A 19057-nucleotide genomic window follows, 5' to 3' on the forward strand; every position below is an offset into this window, starting at 1 on the left:
TGGGCGGCTTCCCATCCCCCATGCAGGGCAGACCTTGGGCTTCAGGCACGGCGGGTTGTTTTTGAGAATCATTCTCATTAGAGTGATGGACATGCATCTCACTGTGATCAGTTCCCTGGACGCCCTGTGCCGCCAGCAGGCCTGCCATGACGCGGCCGCGGCCAACCCCGGCGCGGTGGTGGTCCTGCACGACCTGCTGGAGAACGGCGTGGTCATCCGCAGAATCTCAAGCCATTCCGGGCTCGTGGAGCGCGCCGAGACGCAGCTGGAACACGGCTGCCTCAGCTGCACCGTGCGGCTGGACCTGGTGCCCACCATCGAGCGGCTGCTGGAACGCGGGGAGACCAAGGCCATCATCGGGCTTCCGCCGGCGGTGTCCGCGGAGGCCGCGATCGGGGCATTGCGGCGGGGCCTTTCCCGTCCGGTGACGATTGATTCCGCGGTCCTTGCCTGCGCTGCTGACACGCTGGAGGACCACCTATGGGACCACCACACCCTGTTTGAATCCGGATTCACCCCGGTCCCGGAAGACCAGCGCACGGCGGGTGAATTCCTCATCGGCGAGCTGCAGTTCAATGACACCGTCCTGCTGGTGGAGGTGGACCTTTTTCCGGCCGACCCGGCCCTGCGCGTTCGCGGCACGCAACTGGTCAGGGAACTGGCTCCGCACGCTGACGTGGTGGAAAAGGCCGCCTTTATCCGCCCGGGCCGCCACGACTACCAGGACGCCCTGGGCCGGACAGCCCCCGGTACGGTTCGGATCCCGGCGTCGTCCTCAACCTCACCGTTCACCACGGTCACGCACCGGGCCCGGCGTCCGCTGCACCCTGAGCGGTTCCGGCACGCCCTGACGGCCCTCGCGGAAGGGTGCTGCTGGTTGCGGGGGCGCCTCTGGATCGCCGCCGCACCGCAGTGCCGCATCGCCATCCAAGGCATCGGCCCCCGTGTCTGGCTCGAAAATACCGGACCGTGGCTGGCAGACCGGGACGCCGGCGCGGCTCCCGACTCCCTCAACCATGTAGATGCCCACCTGGACTGGCATCCGGAACACGGGGACCGCGGCAGCGTGCTGGCCGCGACCGGTGAAGGCATGGACCCGGCAGAAATTGAACAGCTGCTCACCGCCTGCGAACTCACCGACGCGGAGATGGAGGCCGGGTTCGCCGGGCCGGCCGATCCGTTCCGGCTGGACCCCGCCCCGTCCTGACCCACCCCTAACAACCGCCACCGAACAAACAACCGAACAAGCCACCGCACAAGGAGCAAGCCATGAAAGTCAGAAATTCCCTTCGCGCCCTGAAGAAACTTCCCGGCGCCCAGACCGTCCGACGCCGGGGCCGCATCTTTGTGATCAACAAGAACAACCCGAGGATGAAGGCCCGTCAGGGCTGAGCCTGCGGCCGGGCTCAGCCGCGCCTGCCGTTGCGCCAGCAGCGGCAGGCGCTTAGAGTCGGCGGACACGTTGCACTACATCACGTTGCACCACGCAGAGAGGGACTTCCATGCCGAACGACACCACTCAGCCCGACAACACCGACAGCACCCCCGGTTCCGACGAGACAGGCCCGAGCCCCACAGGATCAGGCACCAAGGACCCCTCCGGCGTCGAGGGCGCCAACCCGGCCCTGGACGACACCGGACAGCCCAAAGCCAAGGAAACAGGCGAGGCCCCGGAACAGCCCGAGAATCCGGAGAACCTTGACCTCACGCCCGAGGGGCTGTCCGATGAGCCGGCCAAGCAGGAGGACCCGGACAGCCTGGCCAAGCCCGAAAACAGCTAGGGCCCTTCAACCTTTGGGGCCACGGCCTCCACGGAGATGAGCACAACACCCAGGTCCCGGACCTTCGTGAGCACCCCATACAGCGCTGCCTGATCGGCGACGAAACCGCGGAGCCGTGTGGTGCCGTCGCTTTCATGGGTCAGCGCAAGGCCGTCAAACCAGGCAGACCAGTGCTGGTCAAGGTGCCCGCCGATACGGATCTCGTATTGCGTGGGCACCTCCTGCTTTGGCCACGCAGTCATGACGCGCCTGGCCGCGCAGCCGCGCCGCTGGCCTTACTCCGGATCACTTCGCTCCCTCCGGTTGGACCGCCGGGCCGACGGTGCCCGGCACAGTCCGTGCCGGCGTCGTCCGGAGTCCGCTCCACAGCGAGTAGCCCAGGCCGATCATGGCGGCGCCAATCGGCAGGGCGAACAGCCTGTCGTTGACCTGCGGCAGCAGCGGGAGGAGGAGCGTTGCCACGGACCCGGCGGCGAGCAGCGCTGCGGCCCACCGGGCGAGCACCCTGGCGCGGAAGAGTGCGATGCCGAAGAGGAGACCGCCCCCCAGAAACGTGACAGCGGCGGCCAGATTCAGGCCCAGCATCGCACCGATGTCGCCGCTCACAGGGTCCCCCAGGACAGTGGCAAAAACGTCGTTAACGTACCCGGGCGTGCTTCGGGCCAGCGTGGGCAGGACCACCGCGCCGATCACTTCGATGCTGATCATGATGAGGTAGCCCGCACCGAACACGAGGTAGCCGATCAGCCCCAGCACTCCGGCCTGGGCCACCTGGCGCAGGTACATGCCGGTGATGCCGACGAGTGACAGGCCAGCAATAAGCACTTTCAGGCTTTGCCGGACCGCGTACTCGGTGGTGGTGGCGAACTCGGCATCCAGGTGGGGATGGTTGATCTGGACACCGATGAACAGCAGGCCCGCGGCGGCCGCGGACAGGCCGGCCCAGCGGGTGAGTTTGGTGGTGGTGATGGGCATGAGGGGGCTCCCTGGGTCTGCTTCCGGCGGCGGGCGCGGCCGGATAACTCAAAGGTAGGGACCGGTGGTGTGAGCCGGCATCACCCCATGATGTGACTGACGGGGTGAAAGCCGGCGGCGAAAAACTGGCGGCGTAAAACTGTTGGGCGGGCTACATCAGGCCGCGGTCGCGCGCACGGCTGACCGCCGCCCGGCGGCTGGTGACGCCAAGCTTGGTGAAGATGTGTTTGGTGTGCGTGCGCACCGTGTTGTGCGAAATGAACAGGGCCCGGGCGATCTCCGGGCCGCTCAGCTCGCTGTCGAGGAGCCTCAGGACCTGCAGCTCCCGCTCGCTCAGCGGGTCAACGTCCGACGGCGGCCGCTCGGCTGGGCGCGGAGGTTGCGGTTCCGAAGGCGCACCCAAGGTGAGGAGACGCTGTGCGTGGGCGGCAGCGGCGGCGTCGTGCGTTGCAGTATCCGGCGCGTCATGCATGGCTTCACTCGCGGCCTCACGGAGCAGCTCGATCATGGGCGGCCCTTCGTCCAGGAACAGCCGCACGTACTCGTCCGGTTCGGGCGATCCGGCAAACGCAGCCCCCAGCGCCTCGAGGGCCTGACGGCGATGGCCCAGCACGTCGTGCGCAAGAGCCTGCAGCATGCGGATCTCCACCACGCTGCCCCCACGCCCGGAGTCCGTGGCGCTGGCGAGTAACCGGTCCAGCAGGTCCACGGCACCTGCGGCCGCGTTCGTGTCCGGGTGGGCATGCTGTTGCGCAATCAGCAGCCGCACCAGGGTGAGGTGGCTGTACTCCTGCATGTAACTGGCGTCGTCTCTGACCGATAACCCGGCCGCTCGCGCCCAGCTGGCGGCCTCGGACAAGTTGCCCTGGCGTACCCAGACCCGGGCCTTGATGGCAGGAATGGGCCGTACATCCGGGAAGAACCCCGGCCGGAAAAGTTCCGCTGCCTGGTCCAGATAACTGAGGGCGAGGTCCGGCCCCTCATCCTGGGCCACCAGCGCACTGGCCACGAACCACCGGTAGCGGCTTTCGGTCATGGGCCCTTTTTCAACGAACGCGGAGGCCGTCTCGAGGTGCCTATTGGCGTCGCTGAGGTCCCCAGCCTGCCGGCAGATCTCGCTCAGTGCCACCTGCAGCTCTGCGCTTGCCCGCATCATGGAATCGCCCCGGGCGTCGGCCTGCCGCAGCGCGTTCCCGCAGATCCGGCGCGCTTCGCCGGGCCGGCCCGCCGCCAGCCACATGTCGGCGAGTATGACGGTGCTGCTGAGCTCGTCCAGCAGGTTTCCGGCCGCACGCAGGCTCGCCACAGCCTGCGTGAACGTCTCAAGCGCGCCCAACACATCGCCGTCCGCCCAGGCCGCGAGCCCCAGGAAAGCCGCCGCCGCGCCCCGCGCGAAATGGTGGTCCGGGCCGGCCATGTCGAGCGCGCGCCGGGCATGGGCCGATGTGCCGGCCACGTCGCCCCTGGCCTGGGCGAGCGAGGCCCGGTACATGGCGATGGTCGCCGGCAGCATCTGGAGCTCCTGGGTTTCGGCCCCTTCCAACCCGGCAGCGGCCGCACCAGCCGCCGGGCGTTGCGCCTCTGCGAGCGCCCGGTCGGCGTCGTCGAGCCGCTGCTCCACCCCGGCCAGGTCGCCGGAGGCCATCAGCATCCCGCCGTAGAAGACGTTCAGCAGGGGGCTGCGCCGGATCGCGGCGTCCGGAAGGGCCTTCAGCCAGCCGAACAGCACGGCGTCCTGGCGGCTGCGCCGGAGCATCGGCACGGCCAGTTCCGCCAGGTGGGCCGCGCGGTCAAAGTCCTGGCCGGCGAGGGCATGCCGGACGGCGTCCTCAACGTGTCCGTGGGACTCGTACCAGTGGCTTGCGCGCCGATGCAGCAGTGGAACCTGCGCGGGTTCCTCGCTGAGCAGGCGGCCCCGCAGGACGTCGGCGAAGAGGTGGTGGTAGCGGTACCACTCGCGCTGGTCGTCCAGCGGGACAACGAAAAGATTCGCCCGCTCCAGGGTCAGGAGCATGGTGCCTCCGTCGTCGCGGCCGGTGACCGCATCGCAGAGCGGCCCTGTCAGCCTGTCGAGGAGCGCGGTGTGGAGCAGAAAACTCCTCACGGCGTCCGGCTGGTGCTCCAGCACTTCCTCCACCAGGTAGTCCACGATGTAGCGGTGGTCCCCGGCGAAGCGTTCGATAAATGCGGCCGCGTCCTCACGATCCCTGAGCGAGAGCGCGGCGAGCTGAAGGGCGGCGATCCAGCCCTCCGTCCGCTGGTCCAACGTATTCACCTGTTCTGCCGCCAGGTCCAGCCCCGCCACCCCATTGAGGTAGGCCGCGGTCTCGTCCGGGGTAAACCGCAGGTCTGCGGCGCGGATCTCCGCCAGCTCTCCCCTGACCCGCCAGCGCGACAACGGCAGGTCGGGGTCCGACCTCGTGCTCACCACAACATGGACCTGCGGCGGAAGGTTCTCCAGGAAGTAGGCCAGGCCGGTGCCCACGGCCTGGCTGTCCACCGTGTGGTAATCGTCCAGCACCAGCCACACGTCCTGGGGCGCCGCCGCGAGGTCGTTCACGAGGGTGGTCAGAACCAGCTCAGTGGCCAGGGGCGAGGACCCGATGAGCTCCAGCGCCGTGGACCCAACCCCTGGCACCGCGCTCTGGAGCGAGGTGATAACGCCACTCCAGAATGTGGCCGGCTCGCCGTCACCCGCATCCAGCGAGAGCCAGGCAACGCGCCGCTCCTGGACAGTTGCGTCACCAAGCCAGTCGGCCAGGAGGGCGGTCTTGCCGAATCCCGCAGGGGCAGACACGAGCGTCAGCCCCGAGTCCGAGCCGAGGCGCAGCTTCTCACGCAGCCGGGGGCGTGCCACAAAACCCCGACGCGGCGCGGGGACGTACAGCTTGGTGGCCATCATCGAACGTTTCATGTGATCCCGTTCAGCCTAGGCGACGGCGGAACCCAACCCGGGTGCCGCCGTCGGACGTTTGGGCCTGTAAAAACCCCTAACCCCAACGCGGGGTCACTTAACGCCCAAAGTTCCCTCCCGAAGGGGCGTCAAGTGACCCCGCGTTGCTGTCCGCCGTCGGACACTCACCCTAAACGGCCGCCGGGGCCGGCACCTGGGCCTGGATCGCGGTGATGGCCACCGTGTTCACGATGTCCTCCACAGTGCAGCCACGGGAGAGGTCGTTGACCGGCTTGCGGAGCCCCTGCAGGACGGGCCCGACGGCGACCGCCCCGGAGCTCTGCTGCACCGCCTTGTACGTGTTGTTGCCGGTGTTCAGGTCAGGGAAGATGAACACGGTCGCCTGTCCGGCCACGGACGAGCCCGGCATCTTGGACTCCGCGATGGAGGCGTCCACGGCGGCGTCGTACTGGATGGGGCCTTCGACGGCGAGATCCGGGCGGCGCGTCCGCACCAGTTCGGTGGCCTGCCGGACTTCGTCCACGGCCTCGCCGGAGCCCGAGCCGCCGGTGGAATAGGACAGCATGGCCACGCGCGGCTCCACGCCGAACTGCGCCGCGGTTTCGGCCGAGGCCAGGGCAATGTCCGCCAGCTGTTCCACGTTGGGGTCCGGGTTCACGGCGCAGTCGCCGTAAACCAGCACGCGGTCCGGCATCAGCATGAGGAACACCGAGGACACGATCTTCACGCCCTCGCGGGTCTTCACGAACTCCAGCGCGGGCCGGATGGTATGCGCGGTGGTGTGGGCGGCGCCGGATACCATCCCGTCCACCACGCCCAGCTGGACCATCATGGTGCCGAAGTAGCTGCCGTCCTGCATGGTTTCCAGCGCCTTGGGCAGGTCCACGCCCTTGTGCGCCCGCAGCTCGGCGTACTTCTCGGCGAACCCCTGGCGCAGCTCCGAGGTGGCCGGATCCACGATGTTGATCCCGGACAGGTCGATGCCATTGGCCGCGGCCAGCTCCCGCACGTCCGATTCGGGCCCGAGCAGGGTGAGGTCGCAGACGTCGCGCCGGTGCAGGATTTCAGCCGCGCGCAGGATCCGCACGTCCGTTCCCTCCGGCAGCACCACGTGCCGGCGCTGCCCGCGGGCCCGTTCGATGAGCTCGTGCAGGAACCGCAGCGGGGTCATCCGTTCCAAACGGGGCAGGTGGAGGCGTTCCACCAGCTCGGCCTCGTCCACGCGCTTGGACCACAGGCCCAGGGCGGAGGCCACCTTGCGGCGGTGCCCGGACCAGATCTCGCTGCGGACCTCGGAGACGCGCTTGGCCGTGGTGTAGGTGTCCTCGCCGGCGGCAAAGATGGGGAAGGGAGACTGCGCCAGCAGGGGCAGGATGTTGGCGTCCGGGGCCAGCCCGCCGGTGAGGATCAGCGCCGACGGCACCGGGAATTCCGGCGAGAACGAGGACGCCAGGCAGGCCACCATCACGTCCGCGCGGTCGCCGGGAACGATCACCAGGGCACCCTCGTCCAGCACGTGCAGGAAGTTGCCCACGTTCATGGCCGCCACCTTGATGTCCCGCACGTCGCGTTCCATGTCGGCGCGGCCGGCGATCTGCCGCACGCCGAGCGCCGCGGCCACCTCGCCCGTGGTGGGCCTGGCGATCTCCTCCAGCTCGGGCAGGACATACACGGGCCGGCCGGAGGCGCCCACCGTCACCTCGGCGGCGATCCTGTCCACCAGCTCCGGGTCGGCGCGGTTCACCATGATGGCCAGCAGCGCGCACTTCTCCGCGATCAGCTCCTTGCGGGCAACCTCGACGGCGGCCGCCGCCTCGGCCACGCTGAGTCCCTTGGCGCCCACCACGGCAACCACGGGCGCGGCCAGGTTGTTGGCCAGTCGGGCGTTGAGGTCAAACTCGACGGCGGCGTCCTGGCCGGTCAGGTCCGTCCCCTCCACAATCACCACGTCGCATTCCTTGGCGATGTCGGCGAAGATCTCCACGCAGCGGGCATCGATCTCGGCGCGTTTTCCGTCTGCGAGGAGGGCACGCACCTCGGTGGACGTCAGGCCCCCGCGGCACCGGTCGTCGTCGAGCCCGAAACGGGCCTTCATCAGTGCCACCATGGGATCCTCGGCCGCGTCCGGGCCGTGGACCACCGGCTTGAAGAAGCCGATCCGGTCCGCGTGCCGGTGGAGGGTGTCCGCGAGGCCCAGGGCTACAAGGGATTTGCCCGAGCCCGGAGTGGTTGCGCTGACGTAAATGCCTTTGGCCATGGTCCGCCCTTTGCTGTGCTGGTGCCGGTACCAACCATCCTTGCACTTCCGGGCCCGGCACAGGCCCCTCCGCAGCCGCGTGGGCTCCACTCGGCAGCGCCAGCCTTTGCTCTGGCGGCGCATTACAGCCGGCGCTACCGTGGAGAGATAGAGCCAACGTCCATTTGGAGGTTGTCGATGAAACCATCATCAGGCTCATTGCGCCGCCGTCGGGCCGCGTCCTTCGCAGCGGTGCTCAGCGCTGTCGTGGGGCTTTCCGCCTGCATAAGCGAGCCAGAGCCGGCCCCTCCCCCCGTCACTGCCGGATCTGCTTCCACCGGCGACGGTGCGCTGCCCGGCCCGGCCAACCCTGACGCGGCCTCGTCTATCACGCAGATCGTGGAGAACCTGGCACCGTCGGTCGTGACCATTTTCATTGACGGCGGCGTGGGCAGTGGGGTGGTCTATTCCGAAGACGGCCTCATCCTGACCAACGAGCACGTGGTCCGGGGCAACACCGAGGTGGAGGTGGCCTTCGCTGACGGCCAGCGCGTTGCTGGCACCGTCAAAGCCACCGATCCCGTAACGGACCTGGCGCTGGTCCAGGCCGCCAGGAAGGGCCTGCCCAAACCCACCTTCCAGACCGCCTTACCCAAAGTAGGTGAGGGTGCCGTTGTGCTGGGTTCGCCCCTCGGCTTCGAAAATACCGCCACCGCCGGAATCATCTCGGGCCTCCACCGGTCCATCCCGGGCTCGGCACGGAACAGCCTGTCTTTGGTGGACCTCATCCAGACCGACGCGCCCATCAGCCCGGGCAACTCGGGTGGCGCCGTGATCAATATGCGCGGTGAAGTGGTGGGCATCAGCGAGGCCTACATCCCGCCTACGGCAGGTGCGGTGGCCCTGGGCTTCGCGATCCCGGCGGCCACCGCCGTAGAAGTGGCTGAAGAGCTGCTGGCCGACGGCACAGCCGAGCACGCGTACGCGGGTCTCACGCCGGGCGAACTGACCCGGCCCATTGCCCAGCAGCTAGGCATCGATGTAAGCACCGGCGTGGTCGTCCTGTCCGTGGACGCGGAGGGCCCGGCCGGACGCGCCGGCATCCGCCCGGGCGACGTCCTTGAGTCCATGGAAGGCGTGGCGCTGTCCGCCCCGGAGAAGCTGCTGGCCGAACTCAGGAGCCGCAGCCCGGGCGACACCGTCGGATTCAAGGTCAGGCGTGGCGGCGAGAGCCTGGATGCCAAGGTTGAACTCAGCGAACGGCCGGCCGGAAACACCGGCCGGTAGCCGTCCGGTGAGCGGTCAGAGCTGGTATTCGGGCTCGCCGCCAAGGGTTTCGTGGACGCAAAGGATGTTGTGTTCGGTGTCCATGAACCAGGCGCACTTCTCGGAGTCCGTGGTGCAGATATGGTTTTCGGTTTTCAGGTTGGGCAGGTCATAATCCTGGAATCGGACGCCCTTGGCCTCCATGTCCTGCACAATCCGCTCAATATCGCGCACCTCGAAGCTGAGGGCGGTGTGCTCGGAATGCTTTCCGTCCGAGACCGGCTTCAACTGCAGCATCGGGCCGCCGTCGCTGCCGAGCAATTCGCTTCCATCCTCTGTCATCCCGCGGTGCGGAAGGCCCAGTTTCTCGGTGTAGAAATTGTGGGCTCGGGCCGCGTCATCGACGGGCAGGATGGTTCTGGCTGTGGTCATCGCTAGGGTCATTTCGCCACCTCCTACGGTGGAAATTTTACGCCCGGGCGGCCCGGAAAGATCCGCCGAAGGCCCCCGCCTGCCTCCCTAATCAGACGCTGTCCCAGTGACGGCCGCGGCAACAGGCCGAAGTGCAAGAGGGTGCCGAAATAACCCGCATTAGGGGAGAGAGCGTGCGTGGGGGTGGCTACTTCGCTTTGGGGTGCCGCTTCCGCCTGGCAAACGCCAACAGCAGACCGCCGACAGCCAGCGCAGCGGCCGCGATGCCGGCGGCCAGGATGAGCCCGGACACACCCGTGTTGGCCAGGTTTGCGGGCGGGTCAGCCGCGAGCGGAAGGACGACTGCGGCACTGTTGCTGAGGGAAGCCGGCGCACCGCCCGCGGCGGGCACCCCAGCCGGGGCTGGGGGTTCCGTGGCCGGCTCCGGCTGTGTGCCGGTAGTGGCAGGCGGGAGGGCGGCGAACTCAAATGCCCGGGACCCCGACGCGCTGAACCCGTTGACCGTTTCGGCAGTGAAACGCAGCGGCCCGGATACGGCGGGAGCCGTAAACGACCACGCACCGGCCGAATCTACGGGGACCTCAAATGGCGCCTCGCCGGCCACCGTAATCCTGACCTCCGAACCGGCTGCGACGGCCGACGCCGGAGCCGCGGCCACCAGGCCGGTGATGGCCTGTCCGGCGCTGAAGGCTTCACCGGGGGCTGGCGAAGTCACCGTGGGCTTGTTGAGGAAGAGTTCGAGTTGATGGCCGGGGAGAATGGCGAGCGCATCCTCGAGCGTGGCCGCCACGGCGAAGTTCACCGGTGGTGCCTCGTTGGGCCTGGGCGCTTCTTCCCCTGCCGAGTGCGTGCCCACCGCGTAATTTCCACTGAGCCAAGGTCCTCCGGAGTCCCCGCCGCTGGACTGGACACCGAAGGACAGGAAGCCAGTGAATGCCCTGAAGTCCAGGTGGTCGGTAGGGTAGTCAAGCCCCGGGACCACAAAAATCCCCACCTCGTCGATGGTTCCGCAGGACCACGCGGACGTCCGTCCGGAGCGGCATACCGGCATGCCCAAAACGGGGGCGGCGGTTCCGATGACCTTCACGTCCGGGCCGGATTCTGAGGTGTCCCCCCAGGTGCTGGCGGCCGGCAGCGGGTCCAGGTCGGCGCGCAGGTTTTCTATCACGGCGATGTCTGTTCCGATGTTGCCGGGGTCCGCATCGTCGCCAGGGCTCAGGACGGGCGAATTTCCGGTTCCGCCGAACTGGCTGAATCCGAAGTCTCCGAGCAGCCCGGCGGGCACCCCCTGAAAATGAAGCGTGGCGGACTGTGCAGCGCCGTCATTGGTGCAGTGGCCGGCGGTGAGGACGGCGGGAAGTCCCGCCGGGTCAAAGGCGGCGAAACCGGTGGAGCAGATGTAGCCGGTGTCGGCCGCGTAGCCCAAACCCCCGGGGACGTCCGCTTCGGGCGCGAGCCGTACGCCGGCATCGAGTTCAACGTTGGCGTAACGGGCCACAAATTCCTCGGCCGAGATTTTGCCCTCGGCGGCGGGGTTGGCCGGGCCTACTGCATCCTGCCCGCCGTCCTGGACGCCATCAGTGCCGGCTTGGGCGCTGTTGATTCCGCCCGTTCGGATGACAAACGAGCTGCCGGTGTAGGCCACGGCCTGGAGCCCTGCGGGTCCCACGTCGCGGAGGTAGGCCTGGTACAGCTGCTGGGTGCTGTGGGCGAGCTCGGTACCGGTTGGGGTTTGTGTGCCGGACGTGGCCGGGGTGCCGCTGACATCAGCGGACGCGTCCGACGGCGGCGCGGCGGGCGCCGCCTCAAAGGTCACCGCCGGGATGGTCACCGCGAGTTCAGCCACCGCAGTTTCCAGGTCCTGACCGCTACCGGCAATCAGAATGCTGCCAGCCTCGAGCCGCGTTCCGAGGTAGCCAGGGACGTCGCGCAGGGCCGCGGCGACCTCGGCGGCTTGCTTGCCCAGCTGGCCAGCGGCGGCAAATTCCTCGGGCGTCAGGCCAAGATCCCGGAGGGCGGCCTCGGACAGGTGCGCCTCCGAAAGGCCACTACCCGCCGTCGGGCTTTCCACTGCCTCCGGCGACGGGACTTCCAGTGACGAAACGTCCGGCGCAACCGCAGACGCCGGGACTCCCCCAAACCCAACGGCCAGTGCCATACCGGCGGCCGCTGCTGCTCCCAATACGCGCTTCAAACCGGCCGCCTTCACTGTTGTTCTAGTCATCTGCTGCCCTGGTGATCTGCGTCGAGCAGTCGCAGGATGTTGTCCAGTTCGGTGTGCCGGAGGCCGTTCTGCAGCAGGAACGTGCGAGTGTTCAATTCCCGGACGAACTTCACCACGGACCGGCCGCGTTCCTCCAGCAAGGGCGTCAGTTCAGCCTCGGAGAGGTAGCGTTCCCGCTCGTGGGGAGGCCCGTGCGTCCGGTAGCGCTCGTTAATGCCGCGGGCCGCTTTCGCGTAGCCGTCGGCGATGCGGTGGTCGGGGTGGTCGGCGAGGTCCTGGAGCATGGCGGCCACCATCCCGCTGCGGTCCCGTCCGGCAGCGCAGTGGACAACCACGGCGCCGGCTGCGGCCTCAGATATGGTGCGAAAGACGTCGACGAGTTTTTCCGGGTAGAGCCTGACGTTGTGCAGGTAATGGGCCGGATCGTTGAGGTAGGGGCCGCAGACGGCGGTGAACCTCGGATCGTCGGGCTCCTCGGTGGGGGCGATAACGATGTTCACACCCGCCAGGGCATCGTCGGGCACGGCCGGGTCGGTGTCCCGGCGCCGCGCCTCGCGGGGGTGCCGGAGATCCACCACGGTGCGGACGCCGTCGTGGTGCGCCTGCCGCCACCCGGCTGCGGTGAGCCATTCGCGGCGGCCCATACGGTAGACGCCGCCGGCGACGTGCCAGGCATTAACGGCTCCGTCCCAGCCCACGGCCCCTGATTTATCCACCCGGACAGCTAACCACACGTGCGTGCTTGCTGCACGCCGCCATTAGGGGGAAACCCGGGTCCGAAATGAGGGTAGTTACGGGCAATGACGCGGCCGCCCGGCCACGCGTAGCGTGGGCGATTACCTGCCCTCATTCCAAGGGCCGATTGATCAAGGGGACAATCATGATGCATCAGGCAGTACGACGGCGGCTCTCGGCTTGTGCGGCCGGCCTCGCCACCATGGCAATGGCGCTGGGCTTCGCGGCCGTTCCGGCTCAGGCGGCTCCGCCGCCGACGGCCGACTACGTCGCGCTAGGTGATTCCTTCGCGGCCGGCCAGGGTGCAGTCCCGTATACAGACCAAAACTGCTTCGTAAGCCGCAAGGGTTATCCGGAGATTGCTGACAACCGCCGGGACATCAAGCTGACGACAAACGCGGGGTGCTCCGGTCACTTGATTAAGGATGTCGTCGCTGACGCGCATGCCTCAGTTGGCAGCGACACGAAAATTGTCACGGTTACGGTCGGCGGGAACGACCTCGGCACCACTGAGGTGCTTATGGTGTGTCTGCCGGCGCCGGAGTCAGTAGAGTGCGGGAGGGCCGCGGCAACAGTCAGGACAAAGCTCGAGAGCGACAGCTTCGCTTTGTCGCTGGCTGAAGTGGTGGCAGCCATCCGGACAAAATCCCCTACAGCCAAGGTCGTCTTCACTGGATATCCGCGGCTCTTTGCCCCCGGCCACCCATTTGCCGCGGTGGCGAATCCTTTGGCCGATGGGTTGAACCGTGTCATCTCGGGTGTTGCAGACGCAACCGGGTCAGATTTCGTTGATGTGTCCGGAGCTTTCGCAGCCCACGGCATTGGTTCAGCGGAGCCGTGGATCAACTTCAGCGCGGCAGGCATCCAGGATCCCGCCAACTTCCACCCCAACGGAGAGGGCTATAGGCACGGCTACTATGCATCCTTGGTCGGCCAGAACGCTTTTGACCTGTCTCTGAACTGAAATCCCATGACTCGCCAAGCACTCCTACGCGTGCTTAGCAAGCCTGTGTTCGAGCCCGTTGCGGACCATGGGCCACTCGTGCTCCAGGATGGAAAACACCGCTGTGTCGCGGAGTACGCCGTCACCGGTGCGCGAGTGGCTGCGCAGGACGCCGTCCTGCTTGGCACCTAGCCGGGCAATGGCCTCGCGGGACTGGTGGTTAAGCCAGTGCGTCCGGAACTCCACTGCCACGCAGCCCAGCGTCGTGAAGGCGTGCCCCAGCAACAGCAGTTTGGAGTCCGGGTTGGTGCCGGTGCCATGGACTGACGCGGCATTCCACGTGTAGCCGATCTCCACGCGGGGCGTGACGGCGTCGATATTGCAGTACGTCGTCATGCCGATGATCCGGCCCGGACCACCCGTGGCGGGATCGATCAGACGGGTGGTGAACGGCAGCATGGACCCCTGCTCCTGCATTGCCAGCCTGCGGTCCATCTCCGCGGCCATCCCGTCCGGGGTGGGAACGGACGTGTACCAGAGCTGCCACAGCTCGCCGTCCCGGGCTGCGGCCACCAGGCCATCGTGGTGCTCATATCCCAATGGCTCAAGGATGACGTGCCGGCCGGTCAGGGTCACAGGTTCAAGAAAACTCACGGCACCAGCCTAGGCCCATCAACTGCTGCCGGTTACTCTGGGGACACCATCAGGACGCCGAGACGAGGGAGTTATCGTGACAGGACCTAACCCCGATCCGCAGGACGACAAGATCACGGGCCTGGAACCGGGCGGCGGTGTTCCTCCCGGCGAAACCCCGCCCGGTGAGGGCTCGGTGGCAGGCACTCATGAGCCAACCCAGCGAGGCTCCGGAAAAGGCCAGCAGGTCTTTTGGATATCGGCCATCGCGGGCGGAGTGCTGCTGTTCCTGCTCTTTTTCATTGGGTACATCGTGGGATTCTTCGACTGACCGCTGGCCGTTGGTCAGGCGACGACTACGCCCAAGTGCCCTGCCAGGAGCGGGGCCAGCAGGCTCAACTGGTAATCATCGATCACCACGCCGGCCAAACTGCCCAGCCCGCTGATGGTCCTGAAATCCGTGCCGCGGATATCGAAATCCTTCAACCGGGCACCAGTGAGGTCCAGTGTTCCGATGGTGCAGTTCTTCAGCGCCACCCTGGTCCCGGCGGCGGAACCCAGGTCAAGCTCGTTGATGATGCAGTCGGTGATCAGGACGTCCGTCAGCTTGGCTCCCCGAAGGTTGAGGAAGTCCAGCTTGCCGCCGTCGATCCGCACGGACTGCCAACCGCTCTCGTAAAGTTCAGCCGACCCGAGCCGGGGGTTGTTCAGGTGCACGTCGCGCCAGGTGGAACGTGCCGCCCGGAACACAGGGGCGTACAACTCGGACAGCACACAATCGCGGAAGCCGGCCCCGCGGAGCTGGGTGTCGTTGAAGGAGGCGCCCTGGAAATCACACTCGGCAAAGTCGGTGCCGCTCAGCTCCAGACCGTCCGCGGCCACACGGCTGTACCGGACGCCGTCGTACTTCTCACCCCGCCGGAAATCCGGGGCTGGATCCTCAGCCAAGTCCTCCAAGCGGATCTCGCTAACGCGGGGAGCGGTGACTTTCGGCTGCTTCGCCGCCACTACAGGGATTCGGCCTTGGCCGCGATTTCCGCCAGATCCTTGGCCAAGGCCTTGCGGGTGATGCTCATGCCGAGCTTGCCGAACACGGCCATATAGATCTTGCTCAGCGCGGTGGGGTTGACCACGTCGGCGCCGAAAGTCACCGTGAGGTCTGTCCCGCCGTCCCGCTCGGCCAGGCTGAAGCGGGTGGTGTAGTCGGCCCCGCCCTGATTGGCCTTGACGGTGGTGGTGCGGGGCGGATCCGCCTGGTTCACCCACATTTCAACCGTTTCCGCCCGGCCCATCATCCTCCGCGTTTCCTTCCAGCGTGTCCCCTCACCGTAGGGTCCGTCGCTGAGCATCTGGACGGCCTCGATGCTGGACAGGGTGGCAGCAGAGCCCGGGATGTCCGAGATGACGGCCCAGACCTTGTCCGGGCTGGCATGGATGTGCTGGGTCAGGCTTGTTGAGTGGTCCATGCATCGAGCCTAGCCGGGGCCACCGACATTCGACAGGCGACCGCCAGCGGGGGCTTGAAATGGTAAGCATGCTTTGTGTTATTGTGAAAAGGCACTGTTGGATCAACGGGAAACGAAAGGCGGCCAGAGATCATGGGCCTCGGAGACAAGATCAGCAACGAAGCAGAGCACCTGGGCGGCAAGGCCAAAGAAGCTGCCGGCAACGCTACCGACAACGACCAGCTGAAAGCTGAAGGCCAGGCGGATCAGGTCAAGGCTGACGCCAAGAAGGTCGGCGAAGACGTCAAGGACACGTTCAAGGACTAGTTCTTCAAGAACCGGGCTTCTCAAGAACCGGGCGGCGGCGGATTCCCATGGGGGATCCGCCGCCATCCTTTTGCCGTTTTCCCATCGATTGCTCCGTAGGCGCCCTTTAGCAGCTTCTAAAGGGCGCCTACGGAGCAATCGATGCACCACGGCGGCGCTACCCTTGCCCCATGACGTACGTCGACCTGAGCGCCGAAAGTGCTGCCGCCGGCGGCTCGCCTTCGCTGGGTGGGTATCTCGCCACCCCATCCGGAGCCGGACCCTTTCCCGCCGTCCTGATGATCCACGAAGCCTTCGGCCTCAACGACCCGATTCGCGGACACGCGGACCGGCTGGCCCACGCCGGCTACCTGACGCTGGCGGTGGACCTGTTCAGCGACGGCGGCGCCCGGCGCTGCCTGGTCAGCACCATGCGGAGCATGATCACCGGGAGCGGCCGGGCCTTCACCGATCTGGCCACGGCCCGGACCTGGCTGGCCACTTCACCGCTGTCTACCGGCAAAACGGGTGTGATCGGGTTCTGCATGGGCGGCGGATTCGCCCTGCTGGTGGCCCGCGACGGCTTTGACGCAGCGTCGGTCAACTACGGCCGGCTGCCCGGCGACATGGAGGGTGCGCTCCGCGGCGCCTGCCCCATCGTGGGCAACTTCGGCGGCCGGGACGTCACGCTCAAAGGCGCGGCCCGCAAGCTGGAGACGGCACTGGACAACCTGGGCATCGAAAACACGGTCAAGGAATTTCCCACCGCCGGCCACGCGTTCCTCAACGAAACCGATGAGGGCCCGGCAATGTTGCGGCCCCTGATGCGCGTGATGGGCATCGGCCCGGACCCGGAGTCCGCCCCCGAAGCCTGGCAGCGGATCGAGGACCACTTCGCCCGGCACCTCAAGAGCGTGGACGCCACCCGCGCCTGAGCGCAGCCCCTGGCCCATCGATTGATCCCCACCGGCCCCCTCGCCTCACAAGTTCGACCAGGGAACCCTGCCGGTGTGGGCCCTCGGCCCTTTTGAGGCCCCATAACGGCGGTTATGGAGCAATCGATGGGGTACGTACGACGACGGCGGGCCGCCCCTGAGAGGGTGACCCGCCGTCGTCGGGGTTTCGACAGGCTCAACCACCGACCTGCCGCAAGAAATCCCTAGCTGAAGAGCTCGCTCTTGGGCTCGTTGTGCTTGACCTTCTGCCAGCCCAGCCACAGGACCAGCGCGAAGAACGGGATGGTAGCCAGGGTCCAGAGGCCGAGGTGGAAGACCTCGCCGGACTTGCTGGTCATGGTGTCGAAGCCGATCAGGATGGTGATGGCCAGCAGGGCGATCAGGCCGGCCCAGCTGCTCCAGATTCCGCCGGGCGCGGGCAGGGAGGAGACCTTGCCCTTCTTCGTGCGCAGCGCGATCTGGCTGGCGAAGATGGCGCCCCACGTGAAGATCACGCCGATTGATGCGGAGTTCAAGGCAAGGTCGAAAGCGTGGGAGCCGCCCAGCCAGATGTTGAGCAGGATTCCGACGAGGTAGACGGCACCGATGGCAAGGATGGCGGCGTACGGCACGTGGCTCTTGGACATCCGGGTCAGCCACTCCGGAGCATGCCCGTTGTTGGCCATGGTCCGGAAGATCCGGCCGATCGAGTACAGGCCCGAGTTGCAGGAGGACAGTGCGGCGGTGATGACGATCATGTTCATGACGTCGCCCATCCAGCCGAGGCCCATCTGGCCGAACACGGTGACGAACGGCGAGGTGCCGGCCACGTACTGGTCCGAGGGCAGCAGCATGGCCAGGAGGGTCACGGAACCCACGTAGAACACCACGATGCGGAAGACGACGGCGCGGATGGCCTTGGGCACTTCCTTTGCCGGATTCTGCATTTCGCCGGCGGTGATGCCGACGAGCTCAATGCCGTTGTAGGCGAAAATCACGGCGTTCAGGACCAGGATCATGACCAGTGCGCCCTTGGGGAACATTCCACCTTCGGCGGCGAAGAGGTTATTGACCGAGGCGTTGCCGTCGCCCACCTGGGCGTTGGTGATGACCATAAAGGTGCCTACGGCCAGGAAGATCATGATGGCGCCGACCTTGAGGCAGGAGGCCCAGAATTCGAATTCGCCGAACGCTTTCACACTCAGGAGGTTGACGCCCACGAGCAGCAGCAGCGCCGCGATGGCGGACAGTTCAACAGGGACGTTGGGGAAGAAGAACTGGAAGTACAGCCCGATTGCGATGAGTTCCGCGATGCCGGTCATGGCCCAGTTGATGAAGTACATCCAGCCGGACAGGTACGCGCCCTTCTTGCCGAACATTTCGCCGGCGTAGCTGACGAAGGAACCGGACGTCTGGCGGTACATGATGAGTTCGCCCAGGGCACGCATCAGCAGGTAGGCGATGACGCCGGCGATGGCGTACGAGAAGATCAGCGCAGGACCGGTGGAGGCCAGGCGCCCGCCGGCACCCATAAAGAGGCCGACGCCGATGGCGCCGCCCATGGCGATCATGGTCACCTGGCGGCCGCTCAGGGATTTTTTGTAGCCCTCGGCGCTGAGGGTGGAGTCGACGACGGCGGATGGCGCCGCTGGGCTCACGAGTTCTGTGGGGGTACTTTGAGGCACAACAATTCCTTGTGGGTAGGGGATTGGCCGGCGCCCCTGGCTGAGCTACTCACATCCTGAAAATTCGCCTTCACTGTGTTTGAAGGAATTTCCTGCATGGAAAGTCTCGTTGCGTCGAAGTTCGCGCGGCGTTCCTATCCTACAAGACCCGAACCGCACCAAGTGACGCGGGCTACATTCATCCCCGGTTAAGCCAAACTATTGCCTGCCCCGGGGCCGTTTTGCAGAACAATATTCTGCGCTGAGTCCTCCTGGACGCCGTAGGTGCGCAGTGGTTCGGCGCCCGTGGTGGAGCATCCGGTGGCCAGTTCGAAGGCGTGCTGATGCAGCGGGCACATCACCACCTGCTGGTCGATGGTGCCGTCGGCGATGGGCCCGCCGCGGTGGGGACAGATGGCGGACACTGCCCGCAGGGACCCGTCACGGAGCCGGAAGACCGCCACCTGCTCGCCGTCGACGCCGAATGCCCGGCCCTCCCCGAGGGGGATCTGGTCCACCGGGCCAAGGTTGTGGCTGGCCGCGCCCACCGGATTCGTACTCATTGGAT

The 19057-nt window shown here is 66.8% G+C and carries 20 protein-coding genes; 8 read left to right on the forward strand and 12 right to left on the reverse strand.

From position 1 onward, the window contains the following. The first annotated feature begins 91 nt into the window (after positions 1–91). From J2808_RS08365 to J2808_RS08375, 3 genes are all read left to right on the forward strand, one after another. Positions 92–1207, forward strand: coding sequence for a GTP-binding protein (locus J2808_RS08365; protein WP_309814530.1), 1116 nt, complete (start codon positions 92–94; stop codon positions 1205–1207). A gap of 62 nt (positions 1208–1269) precedes the next feature. Continuing rightward, positions 1270–1392: a type B 50S ribosomal protein L36 gene (gene ykgO, locus J2808_RS08370; protein ID WP_309814533.1), complete on the forward strand. Its 123-nt coding sequence runs from the start codon at positions 1270–1272 to the stop codon at positions 1390–1392. 110 nt (positions 1393–1502) lie between these two features. Next, positions 1503–1781, forward strand: a complete 279-nt coding sequence (locus J2808_RS08375; RefSeq protein WP_309814536.1) for a hypothetical protein — start codon at positions 1503–1505, stop codon at positions 1779–1781. Here the strand turns inward: J2808_RS08375 and J2808_RS08380 are convergent. The 4 genes from J2808_RS08380 to pta form a co-directional block, all read right to left on the reverse strand. Continuing rightward, positions 1778–2023 (reverse strand): hypothetical protein, encoded by a 246-nt coding sequence (locus J2808_RS08380; protein WP_309814539.1) that lies wholly within the window; start codon positions 2021–2023, stop codon positions 1778–1780. The genes J2808_RS08375 and J2808_RS08380 overlap by 4 nt on opposite strands. A gap of 43 nt (positions 2024–2066) precedes the next feature. Next, on the reverse strand, positions 2067–2756 hold the full coding sequence (locus J2808_RS08385; protein ID WP_309814542.1) for a hypothetical protein: 690 nt from the start codon (positions 2754–2756) through the stop codon (positions 2067–2069). A 151-nt stretch (positions 2757–2907) separates the two neighbouring features. After that, entirely contained in the window at positions 2908–5670 is a 2763-nt protein-coding gene (locus J2808_RS08390) for a LuxR C-terminal-related transcriptional regulator (RefSeq protein WP_309814545.1), read from the reverse strand. A gap of 169 nt (positions 5671–5839) precedes the next feature. Then, on the reverse strand, positions 5840–7927 hold the full coding sequence (gene pta, locus J2808_RS08395) for a phosphate acetyltransferase (RefSeq protein ID WP_309814547.1): 2088 nt from the start codon (positions 7925–7927) through the stop codon (positions 5840–5842). A gap of 177 nt (positions 7928–8104) precedes the next feature. On the opposite strand from pta, the gene J2808_RS08400 reads away from it, so the two are divergent. Then, positions 8105–9193, forward strand: a complete 1089-nt coding sequence (locus J2808_RS08400; protein WP_309814549.1) for a S1C family serine protease — start codon at positions 8105–8107, stop codon at positions 9191–9193. 15 nt (positions 9194–9208) lie between these two features. On the opposite strand, the gene J2808_RS08405 is transcribed toward J2808_RS08400, so the two are convergent. From J2808_RS08405 to J2808_RS08415, 3 genes are all read right to left on the reverse strand, one after another. Beyond that, entirely contained in the window at positions 9209–9616 is a 408-nt protein-coding gene (locus J2808_RS08405; protein ID WP_309814550.1) for a VOC family protein, read from the reverse strand. A gap of 175 nt (positions 9617–9791) precedes the next feature. Beyond that, positions 9792–11828 carry a S1 family peptidase gene (locus J2808_RS08410; RefSeq protein WP_309814552.1) on the reverse strand — a complete coding sequence of 679 codons (2037 nt, stop codon included), beginning with the start codon at positions 11826–11828 and terminating at the stop codon, positions 9792–9794. Next, complete coding sequence (locus J2808_RS08415; protein ID WP_309814557.1) at positions 11825–12544, reverse strand: tyrosine-protein phosphatase; 720 nt, start codon at positions 12542–12544, stop codon at positions 11825–11827. Before J2808_RS08415 ends, J2808_RS08410 begins: the two co-directional genes overlap by 4 nt. Before the next feature lie 164 nt (positions 12545–12708). Here J2808_RS08415 and J2808_RS08420 point away from each other — a divergent pair, with 164 nt between their 5' ends. After that, positions 12709–13527 carry an SGNH/GDSL hydrolase family protein gene (locus tag J2808_RS08420; RefSeq protein WP_309814560.1) on the forward strand — a complete coding sequence of 273 codons (819 nt, stop codon included), beginning with the start codon at positions 12709–12711 and terminating at the stop codon, positions 13525–13527. Between the two features lie 24 nt (positions 13528–13551). Here J2808_RS08420 and J2808_RS08425 read toward each other — a convergent pair whose 3' ends face one another. Next, complete coding sequence (locus tag J2808_RS08425) at positions 13552–14160, reverse strand: GNAT family N-acetyltransferase (protein WP_309814564.1); 609 nt, start codon at positions 14158–14160, stop codon at positions 13552–13554. Between the two features lie 76 nt (positions 14161–14236). Between J2808_RS08425 and J2808_RS08430 the strand changes: the two genes are divergently transcribed. Next, positions 14237–14470 (forward strand): DUF6480 family protein, encoded by a 234-nt coding sequence (locus J2808_RS08430; RefSeq protein WP_309814567.1) that lies wholly within the window; start codon positions 14237–14239, stop codon positions 14468–14470. Between the two features lie 14 nt (positions 14471–14484). On the opposite strand, the gene J2808_RS08435 is transcribed toward J2808_RS08430, so the two are convergent. Both J2808_RS08435 and J2808_RS08440 read right to left on the reverse strand, forming a co-directional pair. Continuing rightward, complete coding sequence (locus J2808_RS08435) at positions 14485–15147, reverse strand: pentapeptide repeat-containing protein (protein ID WP_309814569.1); 663 nt, start codon at positions 15145–15147, stop codon at positions 14485–14487. Further along, positions 15147–15605: an SRPBCC family protein gene (locus J2808_RS08440; RefSeq protein ID WP_309814571.1), complete on the reverse strand. Its 459-nt coding sequence runs from the start codon at positions 15603–15605 to the stop codon at positions 15147–15149. Before J2808_RS08440 ends, J2808_RS08435 begins: the two co-directional genes overlap by 1 nt. Before the next feature lie 132 nt (positions 15606–15737). On the opposite strand from J2808_RS08440, the gene J2808_RS08445 reads away from it, so the two are divergent. Both J2808_RS08445 and J2808_RS08450 read left to right on the forward strand, forming a co-directional pair. Next, positions 15738–15911 carry a CsbD family protein gene (locus J2808_RS08445; RefSeq protein WP_309814573.1) on the forward strand — a complete coding sequence of 58 codons (174 nt, stop codon included), beginning with the start codon at positions 15738–15740 and terminating at the stop codon, positions 15909–15911. Positions 15912–16081: 170 nt separating this feature from the next. After that, a complete protein-coding gene (locus J2808_RS08450) occupies positions 16082–16825 on the forward strand; it encodes a dienelactone hydrolase family protein (protein WP_309814575.1) in 744 nt (247 codons plus the stop codon). Between the two features lie 224 nt (positions 16826–17049). Here J2808_RS08450 and J2808_RS08455 read toward each other — a convergent pair whose 3' ends face one another. Further along, complete coding sequence (locus J2808_RS08455; protein ID WP_309814577.1) at positions 17050–18510, reverse strand: amino acid permease; 1461 nt, start codon at positions 18508–18510, stop codon at positions 17050–17052. A gap of 188 nt (positions 18511–18698) precedes the next feature. After that, a complete protein-coding gene (locus J2808_RS08460; RefSeq protein ID WP_397428029.1) occupies positions 18699–19052 on the reverse strand; it encodes a Rieske (2Fe-2S) protein in 354 nt (117 codons plus the stop codon). Positions 19053–19057: the final 5 nt, after the last annotated feature.

Origin of the sequence: Pseudarthrobacter sulfonivorans (assembly GCF_031454915.1) — a bacterium.
Classification (GTDB): Bacteria; Actinomycetota; Actinomycetes; order Actinomycetales; family Micrococcaceae; genus Arthrobacter; species Arthrobacter sulfonivorans_C.